This window comes from Archangium lansingense, assembly GCF_026626635.1.
In the GTDB taxonomy this organism is placed as follows: Bacteria; Myxococcota; Myxococcia; order Myxococcales; family Myxococcaceae; genus Archangium; species Archangium lansingense.
The window spans coordinates 4,910,460-4,936,592 of sequence record NZ_JAPNKA010000001.1; the positions used below are offsets into that span (position 1 = coordinate 4,910,460).

Annotated in this window: 21 protein-coding genes; 10 read left to right on the forward strand and 11 right to left on the reverse strand. The window is 65.4% G+C overall.

The genetic code is table 11. The features are described 5' to 3' along the window. Window positions 1–340: 340 nt before the first annotated feature. The 4 genes from OV287_RS20190 to OV287_RS20205 form a co-directional block, all read right to left on the reverse strand. On the reverse strand, window positions 341–835 hold the full coding sequence (locus tag OV287_RS20190; protein WP_267535667.1) for a serine/threonine protein kinase: 495 nt from the start codon (window positions 833–835) through the stop codon (window positions 341–343). Between the two features lie 11 nt (window positions 836–846). Next, entirely contained in the window at window positions 847–1,773 is a 927-nt protein-coding gene (locus OV287_RS20195; protein WP_267535668.1) for a DUF2381 family protein, read from the reverse strand. Between the two features lie 9 nt (window positions 1,774–1,782). Further along, on the reverse strand, window positions 1,783–2,325 hold the full coding sequence (locus tag OV287_RS20200; protein WP_267535669.1) for a hypothetical protein: 543 nt from the start codon (window positions 2,323–2,325) through the stop codon (window positions 1,783–1,785). 90 nt (window positions 2,326–2,415) lie between these two features. Continuing rightward, window positions 2,416–3,219 carry an NRDE family protein gene (locus OV287_RS20205; RefSeq protein ID WP_267535670.1) on the reverse strand — a complete coding sequence of 268 codons (804 nt, stop codon included), beginning with the start codon at window positions 3,217–3,219 and terminating at the stop codon, window positions 2,416–2,418. Between the two features lie 115 nt (window positions 3,220–3,334). On the opposite strand from OV287_RS20205, the gene metG reads away from it, so the two are divergent. The 5 genes from metG (at window position 3,335) to OV287_RS20230 (ending at window position 11,084) form a co-directional block, all read left to right on the forward strand. Then, the gene (metG, locus tag OV287_RS20210) at window positions 3,335–5,440 is read left to right on the forward strand and encodes a methionine--tRNA ligase (RefSeq protein ID WP_267535671.1); all 2,106 of its coding nucleotides are present in this window, start codon (window positions 3,335–3,337) and stop codon (window positions 5,438–5,440) included. 2 nt (window positions 5,441–5,442) lie between these two features. Continuing rightward, window positions 5,443–6,423, forward strand: coding sequence for a HEAT repeat domain-containing protein (locus tag OV287_RS20215; RefSeq protein ID WP_267535672.1), 981 nt, complete (start codon window positions 5,443–5,445; stop codon window positions 6,421–6,423). Then, window positions 6,420–7,211 carry a TatD family hydrolase gene (locus OV287_RS20220; RefSeq protein WP_267535673.1) on the forward strand — a complete coding sequence of 264 codons (792 nt, stop codon included), beginning with the start codon at window positions 6,420–6,422 and terminating at the stop codon, window positions 7,209–7,211. The genes OV287_RS20215 and OV287_RS20220 overlap by 4 nt, the downstream gene beginning before the upstream one ends. Window positions 7,212–7,648: 437 nt before the next feature. After that, entirely contained in the window at window positions 7,649–10,696 is a 3,048-nt protein-coding gene (locus tag OV287_RS20225) for an ATP-binding protein (RefSeq protein WP_267535674.1), read from the forward strand. 244 nt (window positions 10,697–10,940) lie between these two features. Continuing rightward, on the forward strand, window positions 10,941–11,084 hold the full coding sequence (locus OV287_RS20230) for a hypothetical protein (protein ID WP_267535675.1): 144 nt from the start codon (window positions 10,941–10,943) through the stop codon (window positions 11,082–11,084). A gap of 304 nt (window positions 11,085–11,388) precedes the next feature. Here the strand turns inward: OV287_RS20230 and OV287_RS20235 are convergent, their stop codons facing one another. The 3 genes from OV287_RS20235 to OV287_RS20245 form a co-directional block, all read right to left on the reverse strand. Next, window positions 11,389–11,658, reverse strand: coding sequence for a hypothetical protein (locus OV287_RS20235; protein WP_267535676.1), 270 nt, complete (start codon window positions 11,656–11,658; stop codon window positions 11,389–11,391). 168 nt (window positions 11,659–11,826) lie between these two features. Next, window positions 11,827–13,788, reverse strand: a complete 1,962-nt coding sequence (locus tag OV287_RS20240; protein ID WP_267535677.1) for an HD domain-containing phosphohydrolase — start codon at window positions 13,786–13,788, stop codon at window positions 11,827–11,829. A 3-nt stretch (window positions 13,789–13,791) separates the two neighbouring features. Beyond that, window positions 13,792–15,303, reverse strand: coding sequence for a 3'-5' exoribonuclease YhaM family protein (locus OV287_RS20245; RefSeq protein ID WP_267535678.1), 1,512 nt, complete (start codon window positions 15,301–15,303; stop codon window positions 13,792–13,794). Window positions 15,304–15,349: 46 nt separating this feature from the next. Here OV287_RS20245 and OV287_RS20250 point away from each other — a divergent pair, with 46 nt between their 5' ends. Beyond that, a complete protein-coding gene (locus tag OV287_RS20250) occupies window positions 15,350–15,967 on the forward strand; it encodes an START domain-containing protein (protein WP_267535679.1) in 618 nt (205 codons plus the stop codon). Between the two features lie 3 nt (window positions 15,968–15,970). Here OV287_RS20250 and OV287_RS20255 read toward each other — a convergent pair whose 3' ends face one another. The 3 genes from OV287_RS20255 to OV287_RS20265 form a co-directional block, all read right to left on the reverse strand. Continuing rightward, complete coding sequence (locus tag OV287_RS20255; protein WP_267535680.1) at window positions 15,971–17,110, reverse strand: class I SAM-dependent rRNA methyltransferase; 1,140 nt, start codon at window positions 17,108–17,110, stop codon at window positions 15,971–15,973. Window positions 17,111–17,488: 378 nt separating this feature from the next. Beyond that, on the reverse strand, window positions 17,489–17,860 hold the full coding sequence (locus tag OV287_RS20260; protein ID WP_267535681.1) for a hypothetical protein: 372 nt from the start codon (window positions 17,858–17,860) through the stop codon (window positions 17,489–17,491). 16 nt (window positions 17,861–17,876) lie between these two features. Continuing rightward, the gene (locus OV287_RS20265) at window positions 17,877–19,472 is read right to left on the reverse strand and encodes an NAD(P)/FAD-dependent oxidoreductase (protein WP_267535682.1); all 1,596 of its coding nucleotides are present in this window, start codon (window positions 19,470–19,472) and stop codon (window positions 17,877–17,879) included. A gap of 317 nt (window positions 19,473–19,789) precedes the next feature. On the opposite strand from OV287_RS20265, the gene OV287_RS20270 reads away from it, so the two are divergent. Continuing rightward, complete coding sequence (locus OV287_RS20270) at window positions 19,790–19,984, forward strand: hypothetical protein (RefSeq protein ID WP_267535683.1); 195 nt, start codon at window positions 19,790–19,792, stop codon at window positions 19,982–19,984. Between the two features lie 148 nt (window positions 19,985–20,132). Here OV287_RS20270 and OV287_RS20275 read toward each other — a convergent pair whose 3' ends face one another. Then, window positions 20,133–20,729 (reverse strand): diacylglycerol kinase family protein, encoded by a 597-nt coding sequence (locus OV287_RS20275; RefSeq protein WP_267535684.1) that lies wholly within the window; start codon window positions 20,727–20,729, stop codon window positions 20,133–20,135. 173 nt (window positions 20,730–20,902) lie between these two features. Between OV287_RS20275 and OV287_RS20280 the strand changes: the two genes are divergently transcribed. The 3 genes from OV287_RS20280 to OV287_RS20290 all read left to right on the forward strand — a co-directional run bounded on the left by OV287_RS20280 (window position 20,903) and on the right by OV287_RS20290 (window position 26,102). Further along, the gene (locus OV287_RS20280; protein WP_267535685.1) at window positions 20,903–23,758 is read left to right on the forward strand and encodes a golvesin C-terminal-like domain-containing protein; all 2,856 of its coding nucleotides are present in this window, start codon (window positions 20,903–20,905) and stop codon (window positions 23,756–23,758) included. A gap of 106 nt (window positions 23,759–23,864) precedes the next feature. Continuing rightward, a complete protein-coding gene (gene gap / locus OV287_RS20285; RefSeq protein ID WP_267535686.1) occupies window positions 23,865–24,875 on the forward strand; it encodes a type I glyceraldehyde-3-phosphate dehydrogenase in 1,011 nt (336 codons plus the stop codon). Between the two features lie 39 nt (window positions 24,876–24,914). Beyond that, a complete protein-coding gene (locus tag OV287_RS20290; protein WP_267535687.1) occupies window positions 24,915–26,102 on the forward strand; it encodes a phosphoglycerate kinase in 1,188 nt (395 codons plus the stop codon). Window positions 26,103–26,133: the final 31 nt, after the last annotated feature.

The following is a 26,133-nucleotide window of genomic DNA, read 5'->3' on the forward strand; positions in this document are numbered from 1 at the left end:
GTCATGGGCGGATTTGAACCGCGATCGCTTTACAGGCGACTTACCAGTGCGTGTTCGGCATCTCCGGCCGGGCAGCTACCAACAAGGACGAAATGCCGCGGAAAATCCTGACAACGGACGCGGCATGCCCAGGCAACTACGAACAAGGGAAGGGGCCGCACATCGGTCGTAGTCGACTACGAGCGGTGTATGTCTTTGCATACATTGCTCGTAGTCGACTACGAGTGAAAAGGGGTAGTGCTCTACCGGAAGCTGCGTGCTGTTCCGGCCGCTCGACCGGGCGTTCGCTCCAACTCACACCTTCTTAGAGGCACTGGTGGCGCGGGGCCGGATGAGCGCCCTAGCGGAACGCATCGACGATGTCGACCCCCGCGACGGAGAAGTCGAGGATGGCGGTCCCAGGCAGCGAGTCGGGCCGTTTCCGGAGCTGATTCTCGCTCAGACGGGCCACCGCGCAGATGGGCACCTTCTCGCTGTCCGGTGGGTGGGCCTCGTAGTACCGGATGACGACCTGTGGGCCGCCCGTCCAGACCTGCCCGTACAAACGGGTGGTGGTTTCGAGGATGCCAAGATCGTTCTTCAGCATGCTCTCGAGCGGCCCATCGTAAAGAGTGATGGGCTTTGACTTGATCTGGTTCGCGTCGAGCTCCACCAACGCGCCGTCCCCGACGCGCAGCCTCATATATCGCATCGCCTTCTTGGCCTCCTCCGAGCATTCCTGAGGGCCAGGAGTTCCGTCCGGGCGCAGTGCCACCCCGCCACTGGTCGTCGTGCAGCCGGAGAGCGTACAGAGCAAGACGACGAAGCCGGGCAAGATTGCTTGGGCCATGGACATGAATGGCTCCTCTACTTCCGAATCAGCGCGTGATCCAGGTTCACAAGCACCTCCATCAGCCCGTCCTCGCGGAAGATCTCCAGGGCCAGATTGACGAGGCCCTCCTTCGTCATGAACGCGCTCTCGTCTGCCACCACCGCGATTCTTCCTGACTGACCCGGGACGAGCTCGGGCCGCTCCATGCGGAGCGCGAAGGGGCGAGCGGTGTGAGAAGTCAAGTCGGCGGTCAGCCGAGCATTCCTGAATCTCCATGGCGCGTCGTACGTGTTGGTCAGGTGAACCACGGTCGCTGCCTTCCCTGGCCCCGAGAAGAGCTCGATCGTGATGTCCGTCTCTCCGTCTTTCAGGACCGCGACCCGCTCTCTCCGAAAGGGCGTCTTCTCCACCTGCCCATTGACGAGCAGCGTGGCGAAAGCATGGTCCACCGAGTTCTCTTCCTGCTTGAGGCGCTCGTTCTCCTGGCTCAGCTTGAGCTCGCGCTTGCGTGAATCGTTGAGGGCCGAGAGCACCGCTTTGTAGCTCTCGTGGTCCTTGAACACGTTCACCTGATGGTCCGTCCAGCTCCAGGTCTCACGGCGCGGCGGCCTCAAGAGGAAGGCGAGCTCGGTCCCGTCCGCGAGCGTCACCAGCAGGGGAATCCGCTCGTCCTCGTCGAGGTCACGCAGGGGCTCCAGCACCACCTTCTTGCTTCCTACGAGCGGGCGCTCGAACCGGCCCTCCCATCCCAGGAGCTTCGTCCTGGCTGGATCGCACTCCTGCTCGAAGCGCAGGACGGTGGACACCTGACCGGAGACATAGATGTTGTTCGCCTCCTGGGCGGGGTGGTCCGAGACGAACAGGGTCCTGATCTCGGTTCTGGCATCGGGCTCCAGAGCCTGCGCCACGGGCGCCAGGAGGACCAGGAAGGGTACGCATCGGATGAGGGATGGGGTTCGCATGGCCGGAACTCAAGAGCCGAAGCCGGGGTAGAGCACCTTGTCGTGGTAGTTGATGCTGTCCTCATGTGAGCGGAAGCTCTGGGCCAGCTTGCCGAGCCGTTGCAGCAGGGCCTCGTACTCGGCCCGGCTCACGCTGCGCAGCGACATGTACAGACGCGCCGCCCCTTGCAGGTACGAGAAGAGCGGGTGGCAGTCCAGGCCATCCGGACGCTGGCGCAGCATGCGGTAGAGCCGTTCGAACTCGGCATCCGTCTCGGGCTTGTCCATGGCCGTGCAGTAGATGACCGCCGTCGACTGCAGCAGGTGCAGGAAGGCCTCGTGGTGCGGAGGGGCCCTCAGCAGGAACGGCGTCTTGTCCGCGACCGACCAGAGCTGCGAGATGGGCTTGAGCTTCACCTGCACCGTCGTCCACGAGTCGTCCGCCACCGGCACCTCCTCACCCAGCGGGAGCGCCTTTCCATGCGCGCCGAACTGGATGGGCACCTGAAGCCGCTCCGGCCAGTCCAGCTCAAGGCCTGCGTGCTTCAGATCCTGTATCACCGTCAAGTCCATCGGCTTACCTCTCAGGTCGAGGCGAGGATGGTACTTTTCCCGTGGGCTGTCTAGACCTCGTTGGTCAGGTTCCGCGCCTGACCCTGGCAGTCACTCCGGGTAGATCAGCGGGGTGACGTCCTGGTACGGCCCCTGGCACGGGGCTGCGTCTGAGGAGAGATAGTGGGCCACCCGGCCGGGGGCCAGCGCGACGATGGCTGACGAGCGCGTCCCATACCCCGGCGTGTGGATGCACAGTGCCTGGTACTGGCGGAGGCGCTCGCGCAACTCCGGCAGGGCCTCCTTGAACTCCTCGAGGAGCAGCTCCGGCGCGTGCTCTGGCAGCAGGTGGTCCGCCAGTGCCAGCTGGAGGGCCTGCACGGTCTCCGGCCACGGCATCCGGGCGGCCTTCTCGGCCAGCTTCCGGGCCCTCGCCACCTTGGGCATGGCCGGGGTGTTGAGCACGTCGTTGGGAAGTACGTGGACGCCCGGTGGGACGTCCTCCACGTGTATCCGCTCGGAGTCCGGGCGGGCGTACGCCACCCGGAGCACCCCGGCGTCCCCATAGAGGAGGTTGAAGGGGTTGTACTCCCGGGCGTCCAGCCCCGTGAGGTAGCGGTCGACTCCCTCCACGCTCCCGGTTTGCAGGGCACGCAGGACCACCTCGCCCCGCGAGCGAGGGGCCCTCGTCAGGTTCGCGGCGCCCCGTTGGTTCGTCAGTCCTACGAAAAAGCCGCCGTCCGTCACTCCCATCCACGTCCCTTGCCGCTCCAGGTCGCGCCCTCCGACGACCCGGGGAGAGGAGGACAGGACCTGAGGACCAGCGGCCGGGCGGGCGTACAGCTCGTCGCGGTTCGCGGCCAGTACGAGCGGCCACTCGGGGTGGATGTGGCGGAGGATGACGATGGTGCACATCGTGTGGGGTCGATAACAGCTCCGGGGCCCCGGTGCATCAGGTGCGTTCTTTCGTTACTTCCCCATGACCGGAGCCCTTCGAGCGGCTAATGTCCGCCCCCCCTCAGGAGAACCCATGGCGGAGAGAATCCTCGTCACCAGCGCGCTGCCGTATGCCAACGGCCCCATCCACATCGGCCATGCCGTCGAGTACGTCCAGACCGACATCTACGTTCGCTTTCTGCGCTCCTGCGGCAAGGACGTCGTCTACTTCTGCGCCGACGACACTCACGGCACTCCCATCGAGATCAACGCCTCGAAGCAGGGGCTCAAGCCCGAGGAGTTCGTCGCCCGCTGGTACGACTCGCACCAGGCGGACTTCCGCGACCTCGGCGTCAGCGTCGACTACTTCCACTCGACCAACTCGCCCGAGAACAAACACTACGCCGAGTACATCTACGGCCAGCTGAAGGATCGCGGCGACATCGAGAAGCGCGACATCGAGCAGGCCTACTGCGAGGTGGACAAGCGCTTCCTGCCGGACCGCTTCATCAAGGGCACCTGTCCCAACTGCAAGGCCGCGGACCAGTACGGCGACGCCTGCGAGAAGTGCGGCAAGGCCTACAGTCCTACGGACCTGATCGAGCCCCGGTGCGCCCTGTGCGGCACGCCGCCAGTGCGCCGCAAGTCCTCGCACCTGTTCTTCAAGCTGTCGCTTCACGCGGACTTCCTGCAGGAGACGCTGCGCAAGCCCGGGTTCATCCACCCTGGCCTCGCCACCCAGCTCCAGGGCTTCTTCGAGCAGGGCCTGGCGGACTGGGACATCAGCCGCGACGGTCCCTACTTTGGCTTCTCTATTCCGGGCGAGACGGACAAGTACTTCTACGTCTGGCTGGACGCCCCCATCGGGTACATCGCCACCACGGAGAAGTGGGCGAAGACGACGGGCAAGGCGAAGAGCGCCCTGGACTACTGGGCCGAGGGCAGCGACGCCCGCATCATCCACTTCATCGGCAAGGACATCGTCTACTTCCACGCGCTCTTCTGGCCCGCCGTCCTCAAGGAGGCCGGCCTCAAGCGGCCCGAGAGCGTGAAGGTGCACGGCCACCTCACCGTCAACGGCGAGAAGATGAGCAAGAGCCGCGGCACGCTCATCCCCGTGCGCTCCTACCTGGACCACCTGGACCCGAGCTACCTGCGCTACTTCTACGCGGCCACGCTCGGCGCCGGGGTCGAGGACCTCGACCTGAGCCTCAAGGACTTCCGCCTCCGGGTGAACGGGGAGCTGGTGAACAACATCGGCAACCTGGCCAACCGCAGCCTGTCCATGCTGGCGGGTGGTGCGCTGGAGAAGCGGCTGGCTCCCGCCACGAAGGAAGGTCCCGGCAAGGCGCTGGTGGAGGCCGCGCTCGCCCGGGTCCCCGAGGTGCGCGAGGCGTTCGAGAAGCTCGAGTACCGCAACGCCATCCGCATCATCACGGAGATCTCCCAGTCGGCTAACGGCTTCCTCCAGAACGCGGCGCCCTGGGCCAAGGTGAAGACCGACCCCGAGGCCGCTCGCGCTGACTTGAGCGACGCCGCCGAGGTGGCCTACCTGCTGGGCGCGCTGCTCACGCCGGTGATTCCGCTCGTGACGGAGAAGCTCTTCGTGCAGCTCAACGCGCCGCCGCTCACCTTCGAGGCGCTCGCCACCGCGCGCTACCCGCTGCTCGACCGCAGCCGGCCCGTGGGCACCCCCGAGCCGCTCCTGCCGCGTCTGGAGGAGGAGCGCGTCAACGCCATCCTCGGCCAGCCCGCTGCTGTCGAGCCGGCCAAGGAGGAGAAGAAGGGTAAGGGTGAGAAGGCCGAGAAGAAGGCTGCCGAGTCCAAGCCCGCCGAGGCCAAGCCCGCCGCGCCCGCGGTCGAGGCCGCGCCGGGGGAGATCGAGATTGGCGACTTCGGCAAGGTGGTGCTCAAGGTGGGCAAGGTGCTCGCCGCCGAGCGCGTGCCCAAGGCGGACAAGCTGCTGAAGCTCACCGTGGACCTGGGAGAGGGGCAGCCGCGCACCATCTGCTCCGGCATCGCCGAGGCCTTCCAGCCCGAGCAGGTGCAGGGCCGCAACGTGGTGGTGGTGGCCAACCTCAAGCCGCGCATGCTGCGGGGCATTGAGTCGCGCGGGATGATTCTCACCGCTGGTCCTGGCGGCAAGAACCTGTCCCTGTTGGATCCGGGTGACATGCCTCCCGGCTCCGAGGTGAAGTGAGCGTGACGGACTGGCGGGCCGAACGGGACCGGGCGCTTCTCGCCCTCGAGAGCGAGAAGCATCCCGGGTTGCGAATGGAGGCGGCAGAGCTGCTCTTCCACCTCGCCGCCGAGGATGCTTCGCGTGCGTCCGAGCTCTCCGCGGCGCTCCAGCGGCTGCTCGCCGACAAGCAGGTGGCCGTGCGCCGCACTGGCGTGGGCATGGCCACCGCGGTGCTCTCCTCCGAGGAGCTTCCTGGCTTCCTCGCCACGCAGCTCGCCGATGAGGAGAGCCTCGTGCGCCTGGAGGCCGCCGGACGCCTGGCTGACCTCGCTCGGCCCGACTGCCGTGGGCTGCTGGCCCAGGCGCTCGAGGACCCTGTCTTCGAGGTCCGCTTCGAGGCCGCCCGGGGCATGGCCGCCCTCAAGCACCCCGCTGGACTGGAGGTCCTCGTGGATGCGCTCGAGGAGGATCTGCTCCGCTTTCGTGCGCTCGGGGCGCTTGCCGAGCTGGGGGATGCGCGTGCACTGCCCGCCGTGCAGCGCCTGTTCCACCGCTGGATATTGCCGGCTTTCGATCGGACCCAGGCAGCCGGAGTGCTCGCGAAGCTGGGAGATGCCGAGGGGGCCGCCTGGCTCCTCAAGCGGACGCAGCGGCGGCGGTGGAGCTGGGCTCAGGATCGGGCCCTTGCCGTGGAGCTGTGTGGCGAGGTGAAGGCCCCGGGCGCGCTCGAGCGGCTGCACGCGGTCATCACCGATCCGAAGGACGACTGCCGGGGAGCGGCGGCGCGGGGACTGGGCCGCCTGGCGGACCCGAAGGCCCTGCCGTGGCTGCTCGCCCTGCTTGATGAGCCCGGAGTCCACGAGGACTACCGGCTCGATGCCGCCGAGGGCTTGTGGCTGCTCGGCGTTCCCGAGGGCCGTGACCGGGTGCGTGCGGTGTTGCCCGCGTTCTCGGCGGAGGCCCGTGCCGAGCTCTCCGAGCTCATCCAGGAGATGCCATGAGGCTCGTAGATTCCCACTGTCACTTCGACCGTGCCGACTCCGCGTACGTGAATGCCGCGCTGGAGCGCGCCCGTGCCGCCGGGCTGGTGCATGCCGTCATCGTCGGCCAGTTCCAGGGCCCCGGTGATTGGGGCATTGCGCTGGAGGTCGCCGCCGCTCACCCGCAGTTCCTCACGGCGACGCTCGGCATCCATCCGCACGAGGCGGCCCGAGCCACCGAGGCGGACCTCGAGCACCTGGAGCGGACGTGTGCCCGTCCGGAGATCCACGCCGTGGGTGAGGCCGGGCTCGACTACTACTACGAGCACTCCGCCCGGGACGTGCAGCGGCAGGTGTTCCGGAGGCAGTGCGCGCTGGCGAAGCGCCTGGGCAAGCCGCTCGTGGTGCACGTGCGCGAGTCGACGAAGGGTGGGGATGCGCATCCCGAGTGCGAGGCCATCCTGAAGGAGGAGGGTATGAGCCGGGGCGTCATCCACTGCTTTACCGGTGACACCGAGGCGGCCCGGCGCTACCTGGACCTGGGGTTCATGCTGTCGCTCTCGGGGGTCGTCACCTACAAGAAGACCGAGGCGCTCCAGGACGCGGTGCGCTTCGCGCCGTTGGATCGGCTGATGGTGGAGACGGACAGCCCGTACCTGGCGCCCATCCCCTACCGCGGCAAGAAGAACGAGCCCTCGTACGTCGTCGAGACGGCGAAGAAGGTCGCCGAGCTGAAGGGTGTGTCGCTCGAGCGCGTGGCTGAGGTGACCACGGCCAACGCGGCGGCGCTGTTCGGCTTCACGGTGTGATTCATCGTCTCCGTGGTGCCAGAGTATGTGACTTGGCTCATCCTTTCGAGAGTGAAGCTCTGCCGCCCACTCGCTCACTTTGCACATGATGCCTTGGAGCGAGCATGACGATCGAGGAAGGACGCATGCGAACCAAAAGTGAGGAAAAGGCGATGCGCTATGTGCGTCTACATCTGGGTCCGCTGGGCGGGGACGGAACTCCGAGGGCGACGCCCCGCAGACGAGACTTGGTGCTTCTATTTGGGCTGGGGCGTTCGTGTAGTGGAGTCCCGCTCGGGACCATTGCTAGCGAAGGAAGTACTGAGTGGTGACATGGGTAATTCTGTCACTGCAGGGCCCTCTTGTACCCCTGCCTCAAACAGAAGTAATTCAGTATAGTGAATTCTGCGGAACCAAGCATGTCGTCAATGTTTTAAACATTTCCTGCCTAAAGAGACATGAGCCCTGACAAAAAAAGCTGGATTGAGCCTGGCGAATTTCCAGATCAAAGAATTATGCGAATGCAAGCCGCAATGGTTCTATTCGCACTTGAGCAGTCGCTTGGATTGTTTATCCGCGAATGGGTTCAGACTCGCGGAACGGCACCAACAAAAACCTTGAAGAACCTGGGAGCACGCGCAGGCAGCCCTGGTGGAATAAGCATCGATCAAGCAATACCAGCTAGTTACCTTGGAGAGCTAATCGACATCGCACTTGAATGCACAAAGGGGGAAAGTGAGTATGATGCCGTAGCTCGGCTTCAAAGAATGTTCGACCTACTGGAAGTCTACGATATTCGCAATGCCATTGCTCACCCCAACAGGCCTTTTGCTCCTCACTATTGGTATCGGCTGAAGGCGATTGTTGCTGATCCTGTAATACAACGTCTTCGGCTATCCTCTGCATATTCAGCCCTTGTCTCTGCAATGAAAGGACAGTTTCAGGAGCCTCCAGAGGAATGGCTCAAAGCAATTCTTTGGCGTCTGCCAAACAACATCCCTGCTCTTTTTGAACACGAGGTTACTGGACTTGTGGGAAGGAAGAAGGACAGGGAGAATCTTCTCAAAATACTCCGCAATCAAAAGCTCAATCTCCTCGCCATAGTTGCGCCGGGTGGTGTCGGAAAAACTGCGCTTCTGCTCGACTGTCTGCGTGAAATCTGTGAAACTCCAGCAGACATTAACTGGGTCGAGCAGGTTGTGTGGGTTTCGGCAAAAACACACGTGCTTACTTCTGAAGGAGAAAAGCAGATCGCTGATGACTTCGCGATCCATGATGCCACAAAAATAGTAGCCCAGGAGCTTCTTGGAGACGACAGTGCAGAATTGAAGGATGCAATTAAGCAATTTGAGTCGCGGCGCATATTGATAGCGCTGGACAATCTGGAAACGCTACTTCGTGATTCCCCAGAAAGTTTTGCAGAGTTCTACCAGAGCCTTCCTGCGGCTTGGCGAGTCGTTGTGACATCAAGAGTAACAGTAGACTCTGCTACAACGCTAACGCTCAATCATCTCAGTCGCGAGGGGGCTCAGCAGCTCGCCTTTGCATACCTGAAGTGGAAGAGTGTCGATGTTCCGCCTGATATTAATCGGCTAGTGGAACGCTGTGAGTATAATCCACTGGCTATAAAATTGTCTATTGATGGATATTGTGCTGGCGGCTCCCTGGATGAGGTTCTAAGTAGAACACGCAGAGATCTGGTTCAGTTTTCGTATAAGGTGCTAACCAGTTCGCTTGAGCAAAGCCATCGCTATCTTTTAGAAGCGCTTTTTGCTAGCGAGGGAGCACTTAGTCGCAATGACTTGGCCGCGACTCTAGACAGGCCCGTCGACGATATTGCTAATGCCTTGGCGAAGCTGCTTCGCACCAGTTTGGTTGTTCGCGTACCCGTGGAGGAGGAAGAAAAGTATGAGTTGAGCGCAGGAATACGTGAGTTGATGCTGCTCGATCCACTTGATTTGGATTTCAGAATGGGGGTGGGGGAGCGCCGTCGTCGCGCAACAACTCTCGGGATGGAATACCAGCGTATTCAAACCGAACGAGGAATCAGCCCACTTAGCCCGTTCTACGTGCCAACGGACATCCCTTCTATACATAGCCTTCTTGCATTCAGATCCTCAAGGCACCTCCGGATGAAAACTCCGGATCGTACTGAGACAGTGAATCTGGTTGATGAGTTGCGCCAGAAAATCGACTCGGGAGTCGAACATAGCTGTTTCTACCGATTTCTTGGTCTTTTTTTGTTGAAGCTGGGAGATCGCCCCCGTGGAATCGATTGGCTTCGAAAGGCTGTAAATGCGGCCCCGTATGATCCAGCCTCTCGCATTGCTCTTGCTTATGAGCTCGCTTTCGACAATGAGCTTGGGGAGGCTATCAAGCTCAGCCAAGAGTTGATAGGGAATGGCTGGGCCGACGAGAATAAAGTAGGCGCTGATTCCGCAGCGCTTGTCCGAAAAAACAACTGGATACACAGAATCTGGAGTGGAGACACAGAAAAGGTCGCCCAAGAGACCGTCGGCTGGCAATCTATGGGTGCTCTGTCGCTTGTGGCTGGCCTTGCCTATGCCCAAGCAAAGCGCAGATCTGTTGAGCATAAGTATGGGGTCAGTCACGAAATTGAAGCAGGCCTGACGGAGTCCGTAAAGACATTTGAGCTGATTTTCCAGAAATTTGGTCTGACTGGTCCAACGGCGCGAGAGGCTGTAAAGCTTATAGAGCAATTGGCATACGCAGCTCGTGCAAAGAACTTCCGTCCGTCAGAGCAAAGTCGAAAGCTCTTTTCAGGGTTTGTTAATCAAAGGCTTCCTGAAATATGCCAGATTCATGACCAGTTCTCAATCGAGAGCAAAGAAGTGCAGGACTGGTTCAATGCAATCCAGGTCTGGACTAATGACCAGAATCTCCAGCCCGCCAAGGCTTCACCATCCATCCTGGCTACATCCTCGCCCTTGCCCGCGCCGACGGTAGCGCCCGCGCCGACGGTAGCGCCCGCGCCGACGGTAGCGCCCGCGCCGACGGTAGCGCCCGCGCCGACGGTAGCGCCCGCGCCGACGGGGGTGTCCTCGCCGACGGCAGCGCCCGCGTCGAAGGGTGCGTCCTCGCCGACGGTAGCGCCCGCGTCGAAGGGTGTGTCCTCGCCGACGGCAGCGCCCGCGTCGAAGGGTGTGTCCTCGCCGAAGGGGGCGTCCTCGCCGAAGGGTGCGTCCTCGCCGAAGAGTGTGTCCTCGCCGAAGGGTGTGTCCTCGCCGAAGGTGACCGTGGTCATTTCCTCGAAGCCAAAAATTGATCCGCAGTCACCTAGATTGGCATCGAGCTATCTGTTTGCTAAAGGGCCGAATGGGGTTGATTACTTTATTAGAAGGGACGACTACTCTGGAGATGACAACAGTTGGAAAGCACTTTCTCCAGGCGCAAAGCTCGAAATTCGCCCCGATAAGCCAGGCAAGGGAAAAGCAACGCCTGTTATATCTGCGGTTCTTGTCTCTCCAGATAATAGGCGAAAATGACATCCATACCTCAGTTCGAGTTTCGCACTTTCGGGTGACCTCTGGAAGAGCGAACGGCAGATGACTTGGTGGACTGAGTAGCCCGCGCTCCCTTTGGTGCCTTCCAACTCGCCTGAAGACGGCGCAGGGGAGCGAAGCTGGAGCAAGCACCGGCAGGACATTAGATGTCCTGCAGGAGAAGCTGATGGGAGAGGTGGTGGGCTGACGGGTTCAGACACTACTTCCGCCTGACGGGAGGCTCGCCATGATGCTTCAAGACTTGTTCTTGCAACTCGTCCTGCAACTGGGCGTCGGCATGACGGCGCCGACGCTCAACTTGTTGGCGACGGTGGCGAAGGGGTGGCTGTTCGCCAGACGGCCACCCTCACCGGGGTGCTGGTGGCGGTAGGGGCTGGTGGCCCCAAGCACCATTCAGCCTAATACCAGCTATTCGCCGCGGCGCGCTGGAGCTTGTTGGACTCGCTGCATCGCCAGAAACTACGAAACTCGAACTTAGAGCGCCTAACAAAAGTAAGGTTTGAGGGAGCCGTCCCCTCGGGAGATCACTCCAGTCCTTACTTTTGTTAGGCGGTCTTACAACGGTTTCCCGAATGGACTCAATATCCTGCCGTAGGTATGGGCCTATTTCGCAAGCGGACCTGCCCGACAAGCAAGCAGTGGGTGCTCATCCAAGCTGCCTCCGGGAGGAGTGCTCAGTCCTTATTTTTGTCAGGTGCTCTAAGTTTGAGTTCTTCGGCTTCCGCAAAAGCCAGTAATTGAGCTCGTACGTTATCGTCGGCCTCCTGTGCATCATCGCCATAACAATGTGCGCTTTGGATGAGAGATTCATCGTCAAGGCGGTGCAAAGCACCACTTGCGCCATAGACATAGTCACCACCTGGCGAACGATGTTTCCCTCTTCGGGAGATAATACGCATCCCAAAGTGAGCTGTAAGTTGCTCAAGGTCTGTTTTCTTGGTCATACGGTGAAGTCCTTTCTCTTCTGGCACGATGAATATCTTCGATATAAAACCAATCATCAGCTTGGAACGCCTAGCAGAAGTCCGGTCTGAGGGAGTCCTCTCCTCAGGAAAAGGGCCCAGCCCTTACTTCTGTTAGGCGCTCTTAGCTCCCAGGCGGGAGAGGGGGCTCTACACGGTGGGCATGGACGTGGTCGGTCTGCGCGTCGCGACCTGCTGGGCGAGCACCTCCAGGTCCTTGTCCATCTGCGGCATATCCAGCAGCAGCGAGTCCGGGTCGTAGCGGAAGTCCGCCTGCTGGAAGCCCATCAGCGTCTGCAGGGCCTGCTCGCCGTTCTGGGTTGCCACGGTGGCGTAGACGAGCTTCCCCTGCTCCAGGTGCAGGTAGCCCTCGTGCGCGTTCTGCTTCAGGTAGAGCCGCCCCGACTTCTTGCCCGCTCCCAGCAGCTTGAGCAGCTGGGCCGCCGGTAGCTCGTCCAGGCTTCCGCGTACCGGCCGGGCCGGGCCGTTGTGCTGGATGCGGTCGTCGTACAGGGAGCGGATCGTCTTCGCCGCCTCGTCCGGCTGTGCGGGGGGCAGTACCGCTGTGGCTCCACCCATCATCAGCCGCTCGCGCGTGCCCGCGTCGGGGTCTCCGAGCACCACCACCGGCAGGCCCGCGTGCTCCGGCGACGAGCGCACCGCCTGCAGCAGCCCCAGCAGTTCCTCCAGCCCGAACTTCAGCCCCACCACGAGCACGTCGCAGTCCTGATACCCCAGCGCGTCATACGCCCCATCCAGCGAGGAAAGGGCGTGCACCACCAGCCCCTGCTTCTGGGAGGTCTCCAGCAGGTCCGTCCGCGTGCCCTCTTCCGGCTCCACGATGAGGATCTGCCGCCCGTCGTTGACGATGCGCTGGCGCAGCAACTCGCCGGTCTGCACCTGCATGACGATGTCTGCCACCAGCGGATCGTACAGCTTGCCCGAGTTCTCCCTCAGGTGCTCCAGCGCCTGGTCCTTGGTCAGCAGCTTCCCGTACGCGTTGGCTGGGTTCTTCGTCAGCTCCAGGTAGCTGTCCACCGTCGCAAGGATGCGCGCGCCCAGGGTGATGTCATCCCCCTTGGCTCCCTGCGGCGTCCCCGAGCCGTCATAGGCTTCGTAGAGCTGCGCGAGCATGGTGTTCACCTGCACTGGCAGGTTCACCGACTCGAAGAGCTTCGTCGGCACACGGCAGTAGCGTTTGGCTTCGGCCATCCACTCCGGGTTCGCCGCGTTGCTCGCCAGGCAGAAGTGGCGCTCGGCCGGTTTGCCCAGGTCGTGCAGGTAGCCCGCGATGGCCACCGCCGCCACGTCCCTGGGCAGCATTCCCAGGCGCCGCGCCACGACCGTGGCCTGGCGCGCGAGCTGCGCCGAGTGCCCCCGGTGGTGCTTGCGGTCCCGCTCCTGCATCGTCACCAGGATGTTCAGCGTCTCGATGTAGTCCTTGTCGCTCACCGTCCCGCGCGAGCCGGGGAAGGTGTCGCCGCTGGACGTCTTGTTCCGCCCTTGCGTGCCCGGGCGCTGCAGCCGCAGCCGGGTGTCCGTCTCAAGGCGCAGATGGAGGCTGGGCTTGGGGGCCGCCCCCGCGGTGCTCTCGTAGGCGCTGGCCATGCTGGACACGTCCGCGCGGATCTGCGCCGTCACCACCTCCAGCGAGGCGAAGGCCGTGGTGTCGCCGTAGTAGTGCTTGCGGATGGCGGCGGCGATGGTGCTGCGCAGGCCTACGTACGCGTAGACCTCCGTCATGCCCGTCACCAGGGCGATCTCGTCCAGCAGCTTCTTGTTCTGCGGCTCGGCCGCCACCACCGACAGCAGCTGGCGCTCCGGGTCGATCGCCAGCGGAAGCACGTTCTGCGCCTCCGCCAGCCGCACCGGTACCTTGTCCAGCACCTCCGTGGGAATGCGGGCCTTGGCCAGCTTCTCCGCGGAGACGAAGCGCGTCTGGAACTCGGCCGCCAGGAAGCGCAGCAACGCCGCCTCCTGGAGCAGGCCGATCTCCACCAGACAGTCCCCCAGCCGGTGGCCGGTGATCTTCTGGTGCTCCAGCGCCTTCTGGATGGAATCGCTGGTGACGAGCCCCGCCTCGACGAGGCGCTCACCCAGTTTCTTCGCCATGTCTCAGCCTTCCGTGTCCGAGCCCTCCCCACCGGGCTTGCCGGCGGGCTCCGTCTTCGCCGACGTCAGCACGCTGAAGGGCTTGAACGTCAGCTCCTTGGGCACATCCACCCGCTCGCGCGGCGGCTTGGGCTCACGAGGCTCGCGGGCCTCACGAGGCTCCTGCCCCTCCCGCGGCTCCCGTCTCTCCCGCGGCTCCCGCGGCTCCCGCGGCGGCCGGGGCTCGCGCTGCTTCTCCTGCCGCTCGGGCTTCTCGGAACGCGGGGCCTGCTGCCCCTCGCCTGCGGGGGCACCCGCCGCCCGCTCCGGCCGCTGCTCCTTGGGCTTCTTGTCCTTGCCCTTCCTGCGGCCGCCCTCCACCGGCGCCCGGCCCCGGGACGTGGGCACAGGGCCCTTCCAGAGCTGGCGGTCGTAGAGCTTGAGGTTCTCCGTCCAGCGCTCATTGGGGTCGCGCTGCATGGCCTCCACCCAGGAGGCGATGCGCGAGTCCAGCGAGTCCAGCGCGTGGACGATGTGTGCCTCGATCGTCATCGGCAGCTTGGGCGAGCCGTACTCCAGCCGCCCGTGGTGCGCGAGGACGAGGTGGGTGAGGTGCTGCTCCAGCAGCGGCGGGAAGTTCGGGATGGCGAGCGTCTTCTCGCGGATCTTCTGCGCCGTCATGACGAGGTGGCCCACCAGCTTGCCCTCGTCGGTGTACTCGAAGCCCTTGTCCGCGGAGATCTCCGCGACCTTCATCACGTCGTGGAGGAAGGCGCCAGCGAGCAGCAGGTCGCGGTCCGCCATGGGGTAGTGGTCCGCCACCCGGAGGGTGAGCCGCATCACCGACAGCAGATGGTCGGCCAGTCCGCCGCGGTAGGCGTGGTGGACGCCCTTGGCGGCCGGCGCGTGCGGCAGGCCCGCGGCGATCTGCGCGTCATCCAGGAAGGCCAGCAGCAGCGCCTTCACGTTCGGGTCGTTCACGCGCTCGGTAATGAGCTCGCGAATCTGCCCCACGGCGCGGGCTCCACCGTGGCCCTCGCCGCCAGGCTTGGGCGCGGCCTGCTCCTCCCGGCGCTCTTCCCGAGCCTCGCGGGCGGGGGTGGGGGCGGGGGCGGCGGCCTTGGGGGCGGGCTGCTCCTCGCGGGCAGGCGGGGCCGCTGGGGGCTCGAACTCCTTGGGATCCAACGGCTCGGGGTCCAGCTTCTCGAGGGCCTCGATGACCACCTGGGACTTGCCGTGGAAGGCGATGACGTTGCCGCGCACGAGCACGAAATCGCCGGTGGAGAAGGTGGACTCGAGGGGCTCGACCTTGTCGAAGACGCGAGCGTCGATCTCTCCGCTCTTGTCGACGAGCACCACGGAGAGGAACACCTTGCCGCTGCGGGCGGTGACGCGCTCCTTCTTGGTGACGCGGAAGACAGTGTTGACGGAATCCTTCTCGCGCAGGTCCTTCGCGTACACCTTGCGCACCGTCTCCACGGAGGCGTCGGTGGGGGATGAAGTGGGGGAATTGTCGGAGGGGTTATCGGTGGTCATACGCGGGCGCCGACACTACCACCACCCAGGCGGTTAGGATGGGTTCATGTCCCTACTTCCCACACTCTCTTTGCTCGTCCTGTTGACTGGGGCCGCTGAACCGGCCTGGCAGCAGGTGGCCCGTGACGATGGTATCTCCGTGCTGGCCCGGACCCCCGAGGGGGGCTCCGTCTCCGAGGTGAAGGCCACCGCCCTCGTGGACGCCCCTCCCCACGACGTGTGGCGGGTCATCCGTGACTACACGAACTACACGAAGACCATGCCCTATACCGAGGAGAGCCGCGTGCTGGCCTCGGAGCAGGAGGGGAAGATCACCCTGTTCTATTGCCTGGTGAATGCCCCGCTGGTGGACAAGCGCGACTTCATCATCCGCATCCGGGACGAGTCGGACTGGAAGGAGGGGAAGGGCTTCCTGAAGACGGCCTGGACGGCGGCCACGGAGGGAGCTCCCCCCGAGAAGGCGGGGGTGGTGCGTGTGAAACTCAACACGGGCTACTGGCTGCTGGAGCCGCGCGAGGAGGGGAAGAAGACGTTCGTCACCTACTACCTCTACACGGACCCGGGCGGCTCGGTGCCGAAGTGGATTGCCGACCGGGCGAACAAGACGTCGGTGCCGGACGTGCTCCGAGCGGTGCGCAAGCACTCCACCGCCGCGAAGAAGTAGGCGTCAGCTCGCCTCGATGACGATGCCCGACAGGTAGTCGGTGCCGGGGAAGCCCACGAGGGTGGGGTGGTCCGGGGGCAGGCCGAGCCGGGCGAAGCGGAAGCCCGTGCGGCCCTCCTGCTCGCAGGCCTCGGCCACCAGCTCGTCGAAGCCCCCGATGGGCAGGGGCGGGTGGTAGCCGATGATGAGCAGGGTACCGCCGTGGCGGGTGACGCGCAGACCCAGGCGCACCTGCTCGACGAAGGTCTCCGGGGAGGAGGCCTCCGGGGTGTCCAGGAGCACCAGGTCGAAGGTGTCGTGGAGGCCTCGCAGCACGGCGAGGGAGTCTCCAGGCTCCACCTGGAGGCGCCCCAGCAGCCCGTTGGCCTCGCCATTCTCGCGGGCGAGGTCCGCGGTGTCCGCGTCGCTGTCGAAGGCGAGGATGGCGCGGGCGCCGTGGCGTCCGGCGTGGACGAAGAGGCCTCCCACGTGGCAGCTCGGGTCGAGCACCCGCGCGCCCTGGGCGAGGCGGGCGAGGAAGCGGCGCAGCTCGCGCTGGTCGTACGGGTAGCCCACGCCCGGGCCGTAGGTGAGGTCCACCGTGAAGCGGGCCCCCAGCTCCAGCACGCGGCTCCAGCGGGGAGGGTTGCCGTAGAGGGCGTGGGGCCGCTGCACGGGCAGGCCGAGCTGCCGGCGCCGGGCGGTGTCGTTGCGCAGCAGCACGGACTCGGCGCCGGATACTTCGATGAGGGCGCGGGTGATCTCCTGCAGCCGGGCGTCCATGGCGCGCGTGAGCGTCTGGACGACGAGGTGCGTGTCATAGCGGTCCACGATGAGGCCGGGGAGGGCGTCGCCGTCGTCGTTGATGGCGCGGCAGAAGCGCGGGTCATCCACCATGCGAGCGCGGCGCTCGAAGGCGTGGCGGACGTGGCGGGGGATGAGGCCCTCGGCGGATTCGTCGGGGAGCCCCAGCCGGCGCACGGCATAGGCGGACTCGAGGTCCACGTCGGCGAGCCCCAGCACGTGCCCGTCCTCATCCCGGAGCTGCACGGCCTCGCCGGCGGAGGGGGTGCCTTCCATGGAGACGATGTCCTCGCGGCGCACCCAGGGGGCTCCATGCTTGAGCCTTCGCGCCGCCTCTCGGGACAGGTAGGTGTTGAACAAGGCCGTCCTCCCCTCTGTGCGGGCCCCGTGCTGGCCGCGCGCTATGTGCCCTCAGTGGGAGGAAACATGCGGCAGGTGGGGACCGGGTGCGGGGAGGGCGGGAGTGCCCACTTGGGGGGCAGGGGAGCGAGCGAGGGACAACCCTCACCCTAGGAGCTTGTCGGAGAATCGCCGAAAAACGACTCCTACATACCAACCATAGCGGTGTGTTTGAGTCGCACTACCCCTCATGTAGTGGGTAGCCGAGGTATTCCGACAGGCTCCTAGCCCTCTCCCAAAGGGAGAGGGGACATGCACGGTGACACCTCAGGTGAGTCCCTCTCCCTCTGGGAGAGGGTCGGGGTGAGGGTCTTCAACCTGTGCCCTGGGCTGTGCTGCTCAGTCCCTCGGTGGGGCCGGGCGCTTGAAGGCTCCGGAGGTCACTCGGGTGAGCAGCACGCTCATCGCCAGCGCCAGGACAATGCCCAGTCCCCGCCGAGGCCAGGAGTCGCTCATGATGAGGACCAGGGCCCCCGCGCCCAGCGCCACCGCGGCGATGACACTCAGCATATGGGTACGCCCCGCGAGTCCCTTCGACTCGGGACGAGCTCGGGCGAGCGCCGGGATGCTCGCGGCTTTGCGCCAGGTGGAGTGTCCATCCTCGAGCACTTCATCCTCGGGATCGACCAGCCCCTGGGTGTACGCCACCTCCACATCCCTCAGCGTGGGGTAGGCCAGCTCTCCATCCGGTGTGCGTACGCGGTAGCCCATGACACTCTCCCGTGGCTCAGGCGAGCTCGCTCGCAATCTGCTCAGCCACGCGCAGCCCATCAATGGCCGAGGAAACGATACCGCCAGCGTAACCGCAGCCCTCTCCGGCGGGGTAGAGCCCGCGCATGGACACGGACTGCATGTCCTCGCCGCGCGTAATCCGCACTGGCGAGCTGGTGCGGCTCTCAATGCCGATGAGCTTGCCCTCGTCGCTGATGAAGCCGCGCATCTTCCGGTCGAACGCCTTGAGCGCCTGCTTCAGCGACTGCGTGAGGCGCGCCGGGAAGAGCTTGTTCAAATCCGTATGAGCCAGTCCCGGCCGGTAGCTGGTGCCGCCCGGGTCCTTCTTCACGCGCCCGGCCAGGTAGTCGGGGATGGTCTGCGCGGGAGCGAAGAACTTCCCACCGCCCAGCTCATACGCCTTGGCCTCCCAGTGGCGCTGGAACTCCAGGCCCGCGAGCGGGCCGCTGAAGCCCTCGCGCTCGAAGTCCTGCACGGACACGGTGACGACAATGCCCGCGTTGGCGTACTTCGCATTGCGGCGCGAGTTGCTCATACCGTTGGTGCACTGCAGCCCGTCCTGGGTGGGCGTGGGCACCACGATGCCGCCGGGGCACATGCAGAATGAGTAGATGCCGCGCACTTCCCCATCCACCTCCAGGTTCTCCGCTAGCTTGTAGTCAGCGGGGGGCAGCCGCGGGTTCTTCGCCGCGCTCCCGTACTGGATGGAGTTGATGAGCCCCTGCGGGTGCTCGGCCCGGAAGCCGAGCGCGAAGGGCTTGGGCTCGATGACCACGCGTCCATCCGCGGCGAAGCGCTCATACAGCTCGCGCGCCGAGTTGCCCGGAGCGAGCACCACCCGATCGCTCTCCAGCGTGCGCCCGTCGGCCAGCTTCACGCCCGACACCCGGCCATCGCGGTAGAGCACCTCCTCCACCTTGGTCTCGAAGAGCACCTGACAGCCCCCGGCGATCAGGTCGTCGCGCAGCTTCGCCACCGCGCCCGGCAACAGGTCCGAGCCGATGTGCGGCTTGCCCTCGATGAGGATGTGGTCCGGCGCGCCGCAGCGGGCGAACGTCTCAATCACCTTGCGCACCATGGGGTGGTTGATGCGCGTGGACAGCTTGCCGTCGGTATAAGCGCCAGCCCCACCCTCCCCGAAGTTCATGTTGCTCTCCGGGTCCAACGAGCCGTCCCGCATCAGCTTCGCCACATCTTTCCGCCGTGCCACCACCTCGCGGCCGCGCTCGATGAGGATGGTGCGAACGCCGCGTTCCAGTAGGCCCAGGGCGGCGAAGAGGCCCGCGGGTCCGGTGCCGATGATGAGCGGCATGCGCTCCGGCTCCTTCACGCGCTGCGGAGGCTCGGGAGGAGGCGGTGTCTCTCCAACGTCCGGCGGTAGCTGCTTGGGTGCACGGCCCGGAGCCAGTTCCACCTCCAGCGTATAGATGTAGCGGGGGCTGCCTTTTTTACGAGCATCCAGCACCGCGCGCACGACGCGCACGGACGCCAGGTCCGCGCGAGTCACTCCGAGCTTCTCGGCTGCTCGCTGGCCGAGCAGCTCTTCCGGCTCGTCCAACCACAGCCCGATGTTGTTCACTCGATACGCCATGCGCTGCTCTTCTCCTGAAGTGAAGCCGGGGAAAGGGGGCGGTTGTGCGTCACCCAAGCCCCCGAATGCAAGCTGTTGAACACCTGAGGAGCGAGCGGGTGCGAACTTGACGATGCACCCCTCGCATGCCCTCCCCCTGGACCGCGAACAGGGTGCGAAGGTTCCTTCGCATCTCCGGACAACCCCGCCAGCCCCTGGATTCTCTCAACCGCCCGATGTGCATGGAGAATTCGTAAGGAAGGTGGCTGCTGGCACGCGGGTTGAAGACGATACCGCCAGTGATTACGCGGTCCCACCGCATCTCGGAGGACACGTCCTTGAGTACTGACAAGCAGGGCACTCGGATTCTTGCCCGTACTTTCTTCAATCAGCTGCGCGCGAGCGGCTATACCCCCATGCAGATCATCGGCATCGCCACGGAGCTGCTGGACCTGGTGACGGAGGACATCAAGGGCGAGAACGTTGCCCAGCCGACGTCCGAGGCCCGGCCTGAGTTTCGGAAGGAAGCCTGATGCCCTAGACTGGCGCTGTCCCTGGCGGGTAGCCGGGCTCCGGGCAGGTCCCGGGGCTCGAGCCTCCCCCAGGCGGCGAGTGAAAGACCGGCCCCGCGCCGGTTTTTTTATGCCCGCACCTCGCCGGTGAGCGCTGAGTGGCGAGCCTCTACCGGTGGCCCGCGCGCTCGCGGCGCCGCTGACGAGCGGCGGCCCCGGCGACGAAGAGCAGCCCGGCGTTCATGGCGGTGAAGACGGAGCTGGCGGTACGGGGAGCGAGCGCTCCGAGCAGGAGGGCGCCGCCCAGGAAGGCGAGTCGGTCCACCCAGACGGAGCGCGGCTGCGGAAGGACCAGCACCATCACGCACAAGGCGAGGGGCAGGCCGAGGGCGACCTGACGGGCGATCTGCGGCCCGCTGCTGGCTACCGTCTGCCAATTGTGCACGAGGATGGCGGCGAAGATGACAACGGTGCCGGTGGCGAGCACCAGCACGCCCGCGGCGGCGGCGTCCTTGGTGAGGCGCGCCTTCTCGTCGAAGTGGCGGGTGGCGAGGTCCACCAGGTGCTCGAGCGCGCTGTTGAGGATCTCCGCGAAGAAGATGAGGAGGACGCAGAAGATGAGCGTCACCTTCTCCGCGAGCCCCAGCTCGATGCCGCTGCCCACCAGGCCCACCAGGAGGGCGGAGACGAGGTGGACGCGCATGTTGCGCTGGTGGACGACGGTGTGGATGAGCCCGTTCCACGCATGGAAGAAGGAGGCGAGCATGCCGGAGCCGCCTCGAGGCGGATGCGGAGTCGGCGGCTTCTTCTCGGGTGAGGGTGGAAGCGGGGGTGATAGGGCAGGAGAGCTCATCGCGTCAGCAGGTTAGCGGGAGAGCAGGCAGGCACTCACGGTTTGATTGGCGTGCCCTCGCGCCGGGGCCTAACGTCCGCCCCCCCATGGTCCTTCCTGCTCACATTCGTACCATCGCCTGGATGCTGGTCTCGCTGCTCTGCCTGCCGGGCACGAGCCAGGCCCAGGAGGATGGCGCCTTCCCCCAAGATTGTGGCCTGGAGCCGCCGGATGCCGTCTATGTGCCGCTCCCTGGCCCGAGGCCCCATGAAACGCGTTGGCTGCCCTCCGAGCCGCCCCTGGTGCGCCGAGAGGCTCGTGGAGGCTCCGTCTCGGCGCTCTCGGGAGTGCCGCAGACGCGCATCCGCACCGGGGCGCTGTCAGGAAAGACGATCTACCTGAGCCCGGGACACGGCTTCTTCCGCAGCTCTCCCCTGGGCCGGTGGGCCACGCAGCGTGGCAACACGAACGACGTCGTCGAGGACCTGATCTCCATCGAGACGCTCAACCAGTACCTGCTGCCGATGCTGACGGGGGCGGGCGCCACGGTGATTCCCGTGCGCGAGTCGGACCTCAACCCGCGCATGGTCATCCTCAACAATGGAGGGGCGGGTTACTCGGAGGAGGGGGCCGCGGAGCTCTTCTCTACCTCCACGCTGGCGGGCTGGGGTCCGCCCCCGGTGCCGATGGGGAACGCGGTGCGGCCCTTCGAGCTCGGAGGCAACCGGCTGATGACGGCCGCGCCCTCGGCCACCGCGCACGCCACCTGGGCGCCCACGATTCCGGCTGATGGCGCCTATCACGTTTACGTCTCCTATACCGCGCACTCGGCCCGGGTGCCGGATGCGCACTACGTGGTGCGGCACGCGGGCGGCGAGAGCCACTTCCGGGTGAACCAGCGCCGCCACGGTGGGACGTGGGTCCTGCTGGGCCGCTTCTACTTCCGGGCGGGCCTGCACCCCGAGTCAGCCTCGGTGGTGGCGCTCAACGACTCGACGACGTCGGGCAACGTGTCGCTGGATGCGGTGCGCTTTGGCGGTGGCAGCGGCATCATCGGTGACGGATCGTTCGCGCCCCTGTCCCGCCCGCGCTTCGAGGAGTGCGCGCGCTACCACACCCAGTTCAGCGGAGCACCGCCCTCGGTGTTCGCGCCCTCGGGCGTCAACGCGCTCTCCAACGAGCGCAACGATGACGTGTCCTCGCGCCCGCGCTTCGCCGCCTGGCTGCACGAGGACGGAGAGGACGCCGTCTACGTCGCCTGGCACACGAATGCCTCCGGACTCTCGACCCCCGACGACCGGTTCCGCGGCACCGAGGCCTACGTCTACGGGCCCAATCCCGTGGATGGCACACTGAATTTCACTGGGGTGCCCGGTAGCGACGTGCTCGCGCGCAAGCTGCTGGAGGAGATGACGCAGGACATCCGCAATGCGATTGAGCCGACCTGGCGGGTGCGCTCGCTGCGCTCGGCCAACCTGGGTGAAGTGAACCCGGCCCACAACCCGGAGATGCCGTCAGTCCTCCTGGAGGTGGCCTACCACGACCATCCTGCGGACGCCGTACACCTGAAGCGTCCAGAGTTCCGCCGGGTGGCCGCGCGCGCCATGCTCCAGGGCCTCATCAAGTTCTTCGCCACGCGGGACAGCAAGACGGTGGACCTGCCGCCCGAGCCTCCCTCTGCGTTGGTGGCACGCAACGCCGGCAGCGGCCAGGTGGAGGTGAAGTGGGCGAAGCCGTCTACGGACACGCTCGATCTGGGCGGGCATGAGGCCACCGGCTACCGCGTCTACCAGAGCGCGGATGGGCTGGCCTGGGACGACGGGACCGAGCGGGACTCGACCTCCTTCTCCGTCACCCTGGCGCCGGGCACCACGCGCTACTTCCGCGTGGCTTCCCTCAATGCCGGAGGTGAGTCCTTCCCCTCGGAAGTGGTGGGCGTGCGCGTGCCGGAGGCGGGTCGCGTGCCGGAGGTGCTGGTGCTCAACGCCTTCCTCCGCATGGACGAGGAGCTCGCACGCAGGGACGACCTCTCGGCGTACGCGCTGGCCTCGCCCTGGCGCCATCTGCTGGAGTCCATGAACGACGGCTCGGGCCTGCGCCGTCACGGAGACGCGGTGGCGCAGCATGGAGTGGCCTTCGATGGAGCCACCAGCCAGGCGCTCTCCGAGGGACTCTTCACGCCGGTGGGCTACCGGGTGCTGGACTGGTTCACCGGACGCGGTGGGGCAGGGGGAGTGGGACCGGGCGCCGCCGAGCTGGACCTGATGCGCACCTTCGTTACGGGTGGCGGCCACCTGCTGCTGTCGGGTAGCCACGTGGCCTCCGCGCTTTCGGTGGGAGGTACCGTGGAGCAAGCCTTCCTCTCGGAGATTCTCCAGGTCTCGCTGGGCGGCGCGGCCTCCGCTCTCTCGGTGGAGGGCCTTCCGGATGGTTGGCTGAAGGAACTCTCCGGCGCGGTGCTCGACGATGGGACGCTTGGCGCTTTCCCGGTGGGAACGACGGATGTGCTGACCCCGCTGACGGGCGGCACGCCGGTATTGGGCTACACGGGGACGAGCCAGGCTGCGGGTGTGGCCTCGGCGCCGGGGGGCCAGGTGCTCTTCCTGGGCATGCCCTTCGAGGGCCTCGTCAGTCCCTCGCGGCGAGCCTGGCTGATGGGGTCCTTCCTCTCGCGGACAGGCGTGCTGGCCACGGCTCCCGAGCCACCCGCCGGGGATCCTCCACCTCCCGCGCCGGGCCCGCTGAACCAGTGGGAGTCCGAGACGAAGGCCGATCCCCCACCGCCGCCGCCTCCTCCTCCGCCCCCCTACGTGGTGGACCGCATTCCCGAGTCCTACGAAAACGCGGAGACGGGCTGTGGCTGTCGAGCGGGCGGGGGAACCGTGTCTATTGCGTGGCTATTGCTCCTGTCGACTGTTCAGCTAAGGCGTACGCGTCGTCGTTCTCCCGTCACAGAGCGTTGACTCGCGTGCGCCACATGCCTACGGTCGGCCGCCTTTTCCCACGGCGGGAGGGTGTGCGGCCCGTCGTGTGCCTGTGAGCTTTCCAACCTCTCTAGGAGACTGAGACATGGCCACCAAGATTGCCATCAACGGGTTCGGTCGCATTGGTCGCTGCGTGCTTCGCGCCGCGCTGAGCCGCAAGGAGAACCTCGACTTCGTCGCCATCAACGACCTCGACGAGCCGGCCACGCTGGCCCACCTCTTCAAGTACGACTCCGTGCACGGCACCTGGCAGGGCACCGTGAAGGCCACGGACAAGTCCATCATCATCGACGGCAAGGAGATCGCCGTCACCGCCCAGAAGGACCCGACCGCGCTGCCCTGGAAGTCCTTGGGCGCGGACATCGTGCTCGAGTGCACCGGCCGCTTCACCGAGCGCGAGGGCGCCGAGAAGCACCTGGGCGCGGGCGCCAAGAAGGTCATCATCTCCGCCCCGGCCAAGGGCCCGGACCTCACCCTCGCCTACGGCATCAACCACGACCAGTACGATCCGAAGAAGCACCACATCCTCTCCAACGCCTCGTGCACCACCAACTGCCTGGCGCCGCTGGGCAAGGTGCTGCTGGAGAACTTCGGCATCGAGAAGGGCGTGATGACCACCATCCACAGCTACACCAACGACCAGCGCATCCTGGATCTCACGCACAAGGATCTGCGCCGCGCTCGCGCCGCCGCGCTGTCGATGATTCCCGCCTCCACTGGCGCCGCGAAGGCCATCGGTGAGGTGCTCCCAGCGCTCAAGGGCAAGATGAACGGCCAGGCGGTGCGCGTGCCCACCCCGAACGTGTCCCTGGTGGACCTGAGCGTGGTGACGAGCAAGTCCGTCACCGTCGACGCCGTCAACGCTGCCTTCAAGGCCGCCGCCGAGGGCCCGCTCAAGGGCATCCTCCAGTACAGCGAGGAGCTGACCGTCTCCGTCGACTACAACGGCAACCCGCACTCCTCCATCTTCGACTCCACCAACACCATGGTCATGGGCGACAACCTGCTCAAGGTGATGGCCTGGTACGACAACGAGTGGGGCTTCTCCAACCGCATGGTGGACACGGCGAAGTTCCTCGCCTCCAAGGGGCTGTAGTCAGCCATTTCAACGGGCGTTCCGAGTGGGAGGACCGAGATGATCCGCTACATCGACGACATGCAGCTCACCGGCAAGCGCGTCTTCATCCGGGTGGACTTCAACGTTCCCCTGGAGGGCAGACGCATCACCGACGACACCCGCATCCGCGAGGCGCTGCCGACCATCCGGCGCGCCCTGGAGATGGGCGGGAAGGTGATTCTGGCCTCTCACCTCGGGCGCCCCAAGGGCCCGGACCCGAAGCTCTCGCTGGAGCCGGTGGCCAACCGGCTCATCGAGCTGCTCGGGCCCAAGCACGAAGTCATCCTCGCCGACGACTGCGTGGGTGACGGCGTGCGCAAGCTGGTGAAGGACCTGAAGGAGGGGCAGGTGCTCATGCTCGAGAACCTGCGCTTCCACAAGGAGGAGGAGGCCAACGACGACGCCTTCTCGCGTGAGCTGGCCTCCTTCGCCGACGTCTACATCAACGACGCCTTCGGTACCGCGCACCGCGCCCATGCCTCCACCGCGGGCATGGTGCCCCACGTGAAGGAGAAGGGCGCCGGCCTCCTCATGCGCAAGGAGCTGGAGTACCTGGGCGGGGTGATGAAGAACCCGGCCAAGCCCTTCGTGGCCATCCTGGGCGGCTCCAAGGTGAGCGACAAGATCAAGGTCATCGAGAGCCTGCTGCCCAAGGTGGACGCGCTGCTCATCGGCGGCGCCATGGCGTACACCTTCCTCAAGGCGCAGGGCATTGAGGTGGGCAAGAGCCGCGTGGAGGAGGACAAGCTGTCACTGGCCACGCGCATGCTCGAGGCGGCGCAGCGGCTGAAGACCTCGCTGGTGCTGCCCGTCGACCATGTCTGCAGCACCGAGCCCACGGACAAGGGCCCTGTGCGCGAGGTCGTGGACCGCGCCATCCCCGCTGACCTGATGGGCCTGGACATCGGCCCGAAGACGCGGGCCATGTACTCCGAGCACATCAAGAGCGCGAAGACGGTGGTGTGGAACGGCCCCATGGGCATGTTCGAGATTGGGAAGTACGCCGCGGGCACGCGCACAGTGGCCGAGTCCATGGCCCTCAACAAGGACGCCATCACGGTGGTGGGCGGTGGCGACAGCGCGGCTGCCGTGACCCAGATGGGGCTGGCCAACAAGCTCAGCCACGTGTCCACCGGTGGCGGCGCCTCGCTGGAGTTCCTCGAGGGCCGTGAGCTGCCGGGCGTGAAGGCGCTGGAGACGAAGTAGTCGGCCGTACCCAACACCACGGAGGCAGTCC

Coding starts and splice junctions, on each gene's coding strand:
- OV287_RS20260 (WP_267535681.1), bottom strand. CDS start 17,860: ATGGGCTACCGCGTACGCACACCGGATGGAGAGCTGGCCTACCCCACG.
- OV287_RS20275 (WP_267535684.1), bottom strand. CDS start 20,729: ATGCTCGCCTCCTTCTTCCATGCGTGGAACGGGCTCATCCACACCGTC.
- OV287_RS20230 (WP_267535675.1), top strand. CDS start 10,941: ATGATGCTTCAAGACTTGTTCTTGCAACTCGTCCTGCAACTGGGCGTC.
- OV287_RS20200 (WP_267535669.1), bottom strand. CDS start 2,325: ATGGACTTGACGGTGATACAGGATCTGAAGCACGCAGGCCTTGAGCTG.
- OV287_RS20265 (WP_267535682.1), bottom strand. CDS start 19,472: ATGGCGTATCGAGTGAACAACATCGGGCTGTGGTTGGACGAGCCGGAA.
- OV287_RS20225 (WP_267535674.1), top strand. CDS start 7,649: ATGAGCCCTGACAAAAAAAGCTGGATTGAGCCTGGCGAATTTCCAGAT.
- OV287_RS20280 (WP_267535685.1), top strand. CDS start 20,903: ATGGTCCTTCCTGCTCACATTCGTACCATCGCCTGGATGCTGGTCTCG.
- gap (WP_267535686.1), top strand. CDS start 23,865: ATGGCCACCAAGATTGCCATCAACGGGTTCGGTCGCATTGGTCGCTGC.
- metG (WP_267535671.1), top strand. CDS start 3,335: ATGGCGGAGAGAATCCTCGTCACCAGCGCGCTGCCGTATGCCAACGGC.
- OV287_RS20235 (WP_267535676.1), bottom strand. CDS start 11,658: ATGACCAAGAAAACAGACCTTGAGCAACTTACAGCTCACTTTGGGATG.
- OV287_RS20250 (WP_267535679.1), top strand. CDS start 15,350: ATGTCCCTACTTCCCACACTCTCTTTGCTCGTCCTGTTGACTGGGGCC.
- OV287_RS20190 (WP_267535667.1), bottom strand. CDS start 835: ATGTCCATGGCCCAAGCAATCTTGCCCGGCTTCGTCGTCTTGCTCTGT.
- OV287_RS20245 (WP_267535678.1), bottom strand. CDS start 15,303: ATGACCACCGATAACCCCTCCGACAATTCCCCCACTTCATCCCCCACC.
- OV287_RS20195 (WP_267535668.1), bottom strand. CDS start 1,773: ATGCGAACCCCATCCCTCATCCGATGCGTACCCTTCCTGGTCCTCCTG.
- OV287_RS20290 (WP_267535687.1), top strand. CDS start 24,915: ATGATCCGCTACATCGACGACATGCAGCTCACCGGCAAGCGCGTCTTC.
- OV287_RS20205 (WP_267535670.1), bottom strand. CDS start 3,219: ATGTGCACCATCGTCATCCTCCGCCACATCCACCCCGAGTGGCCGCTC.
- OV287_RS20240 (WP_267535677.1), bottom strand. CDS start 13,788: ATGGCGAAGAAACTGGGTGAGCGCCTCGTCGAGGCGGGGCTCGTCACC.
- OV287_RS20220 (WP_267535673.1), top strand. CDS start 6,420: ATGAGGCTCGTAGATTCCCACTGTCACTTCGACCGTGCCGACTCCGCG.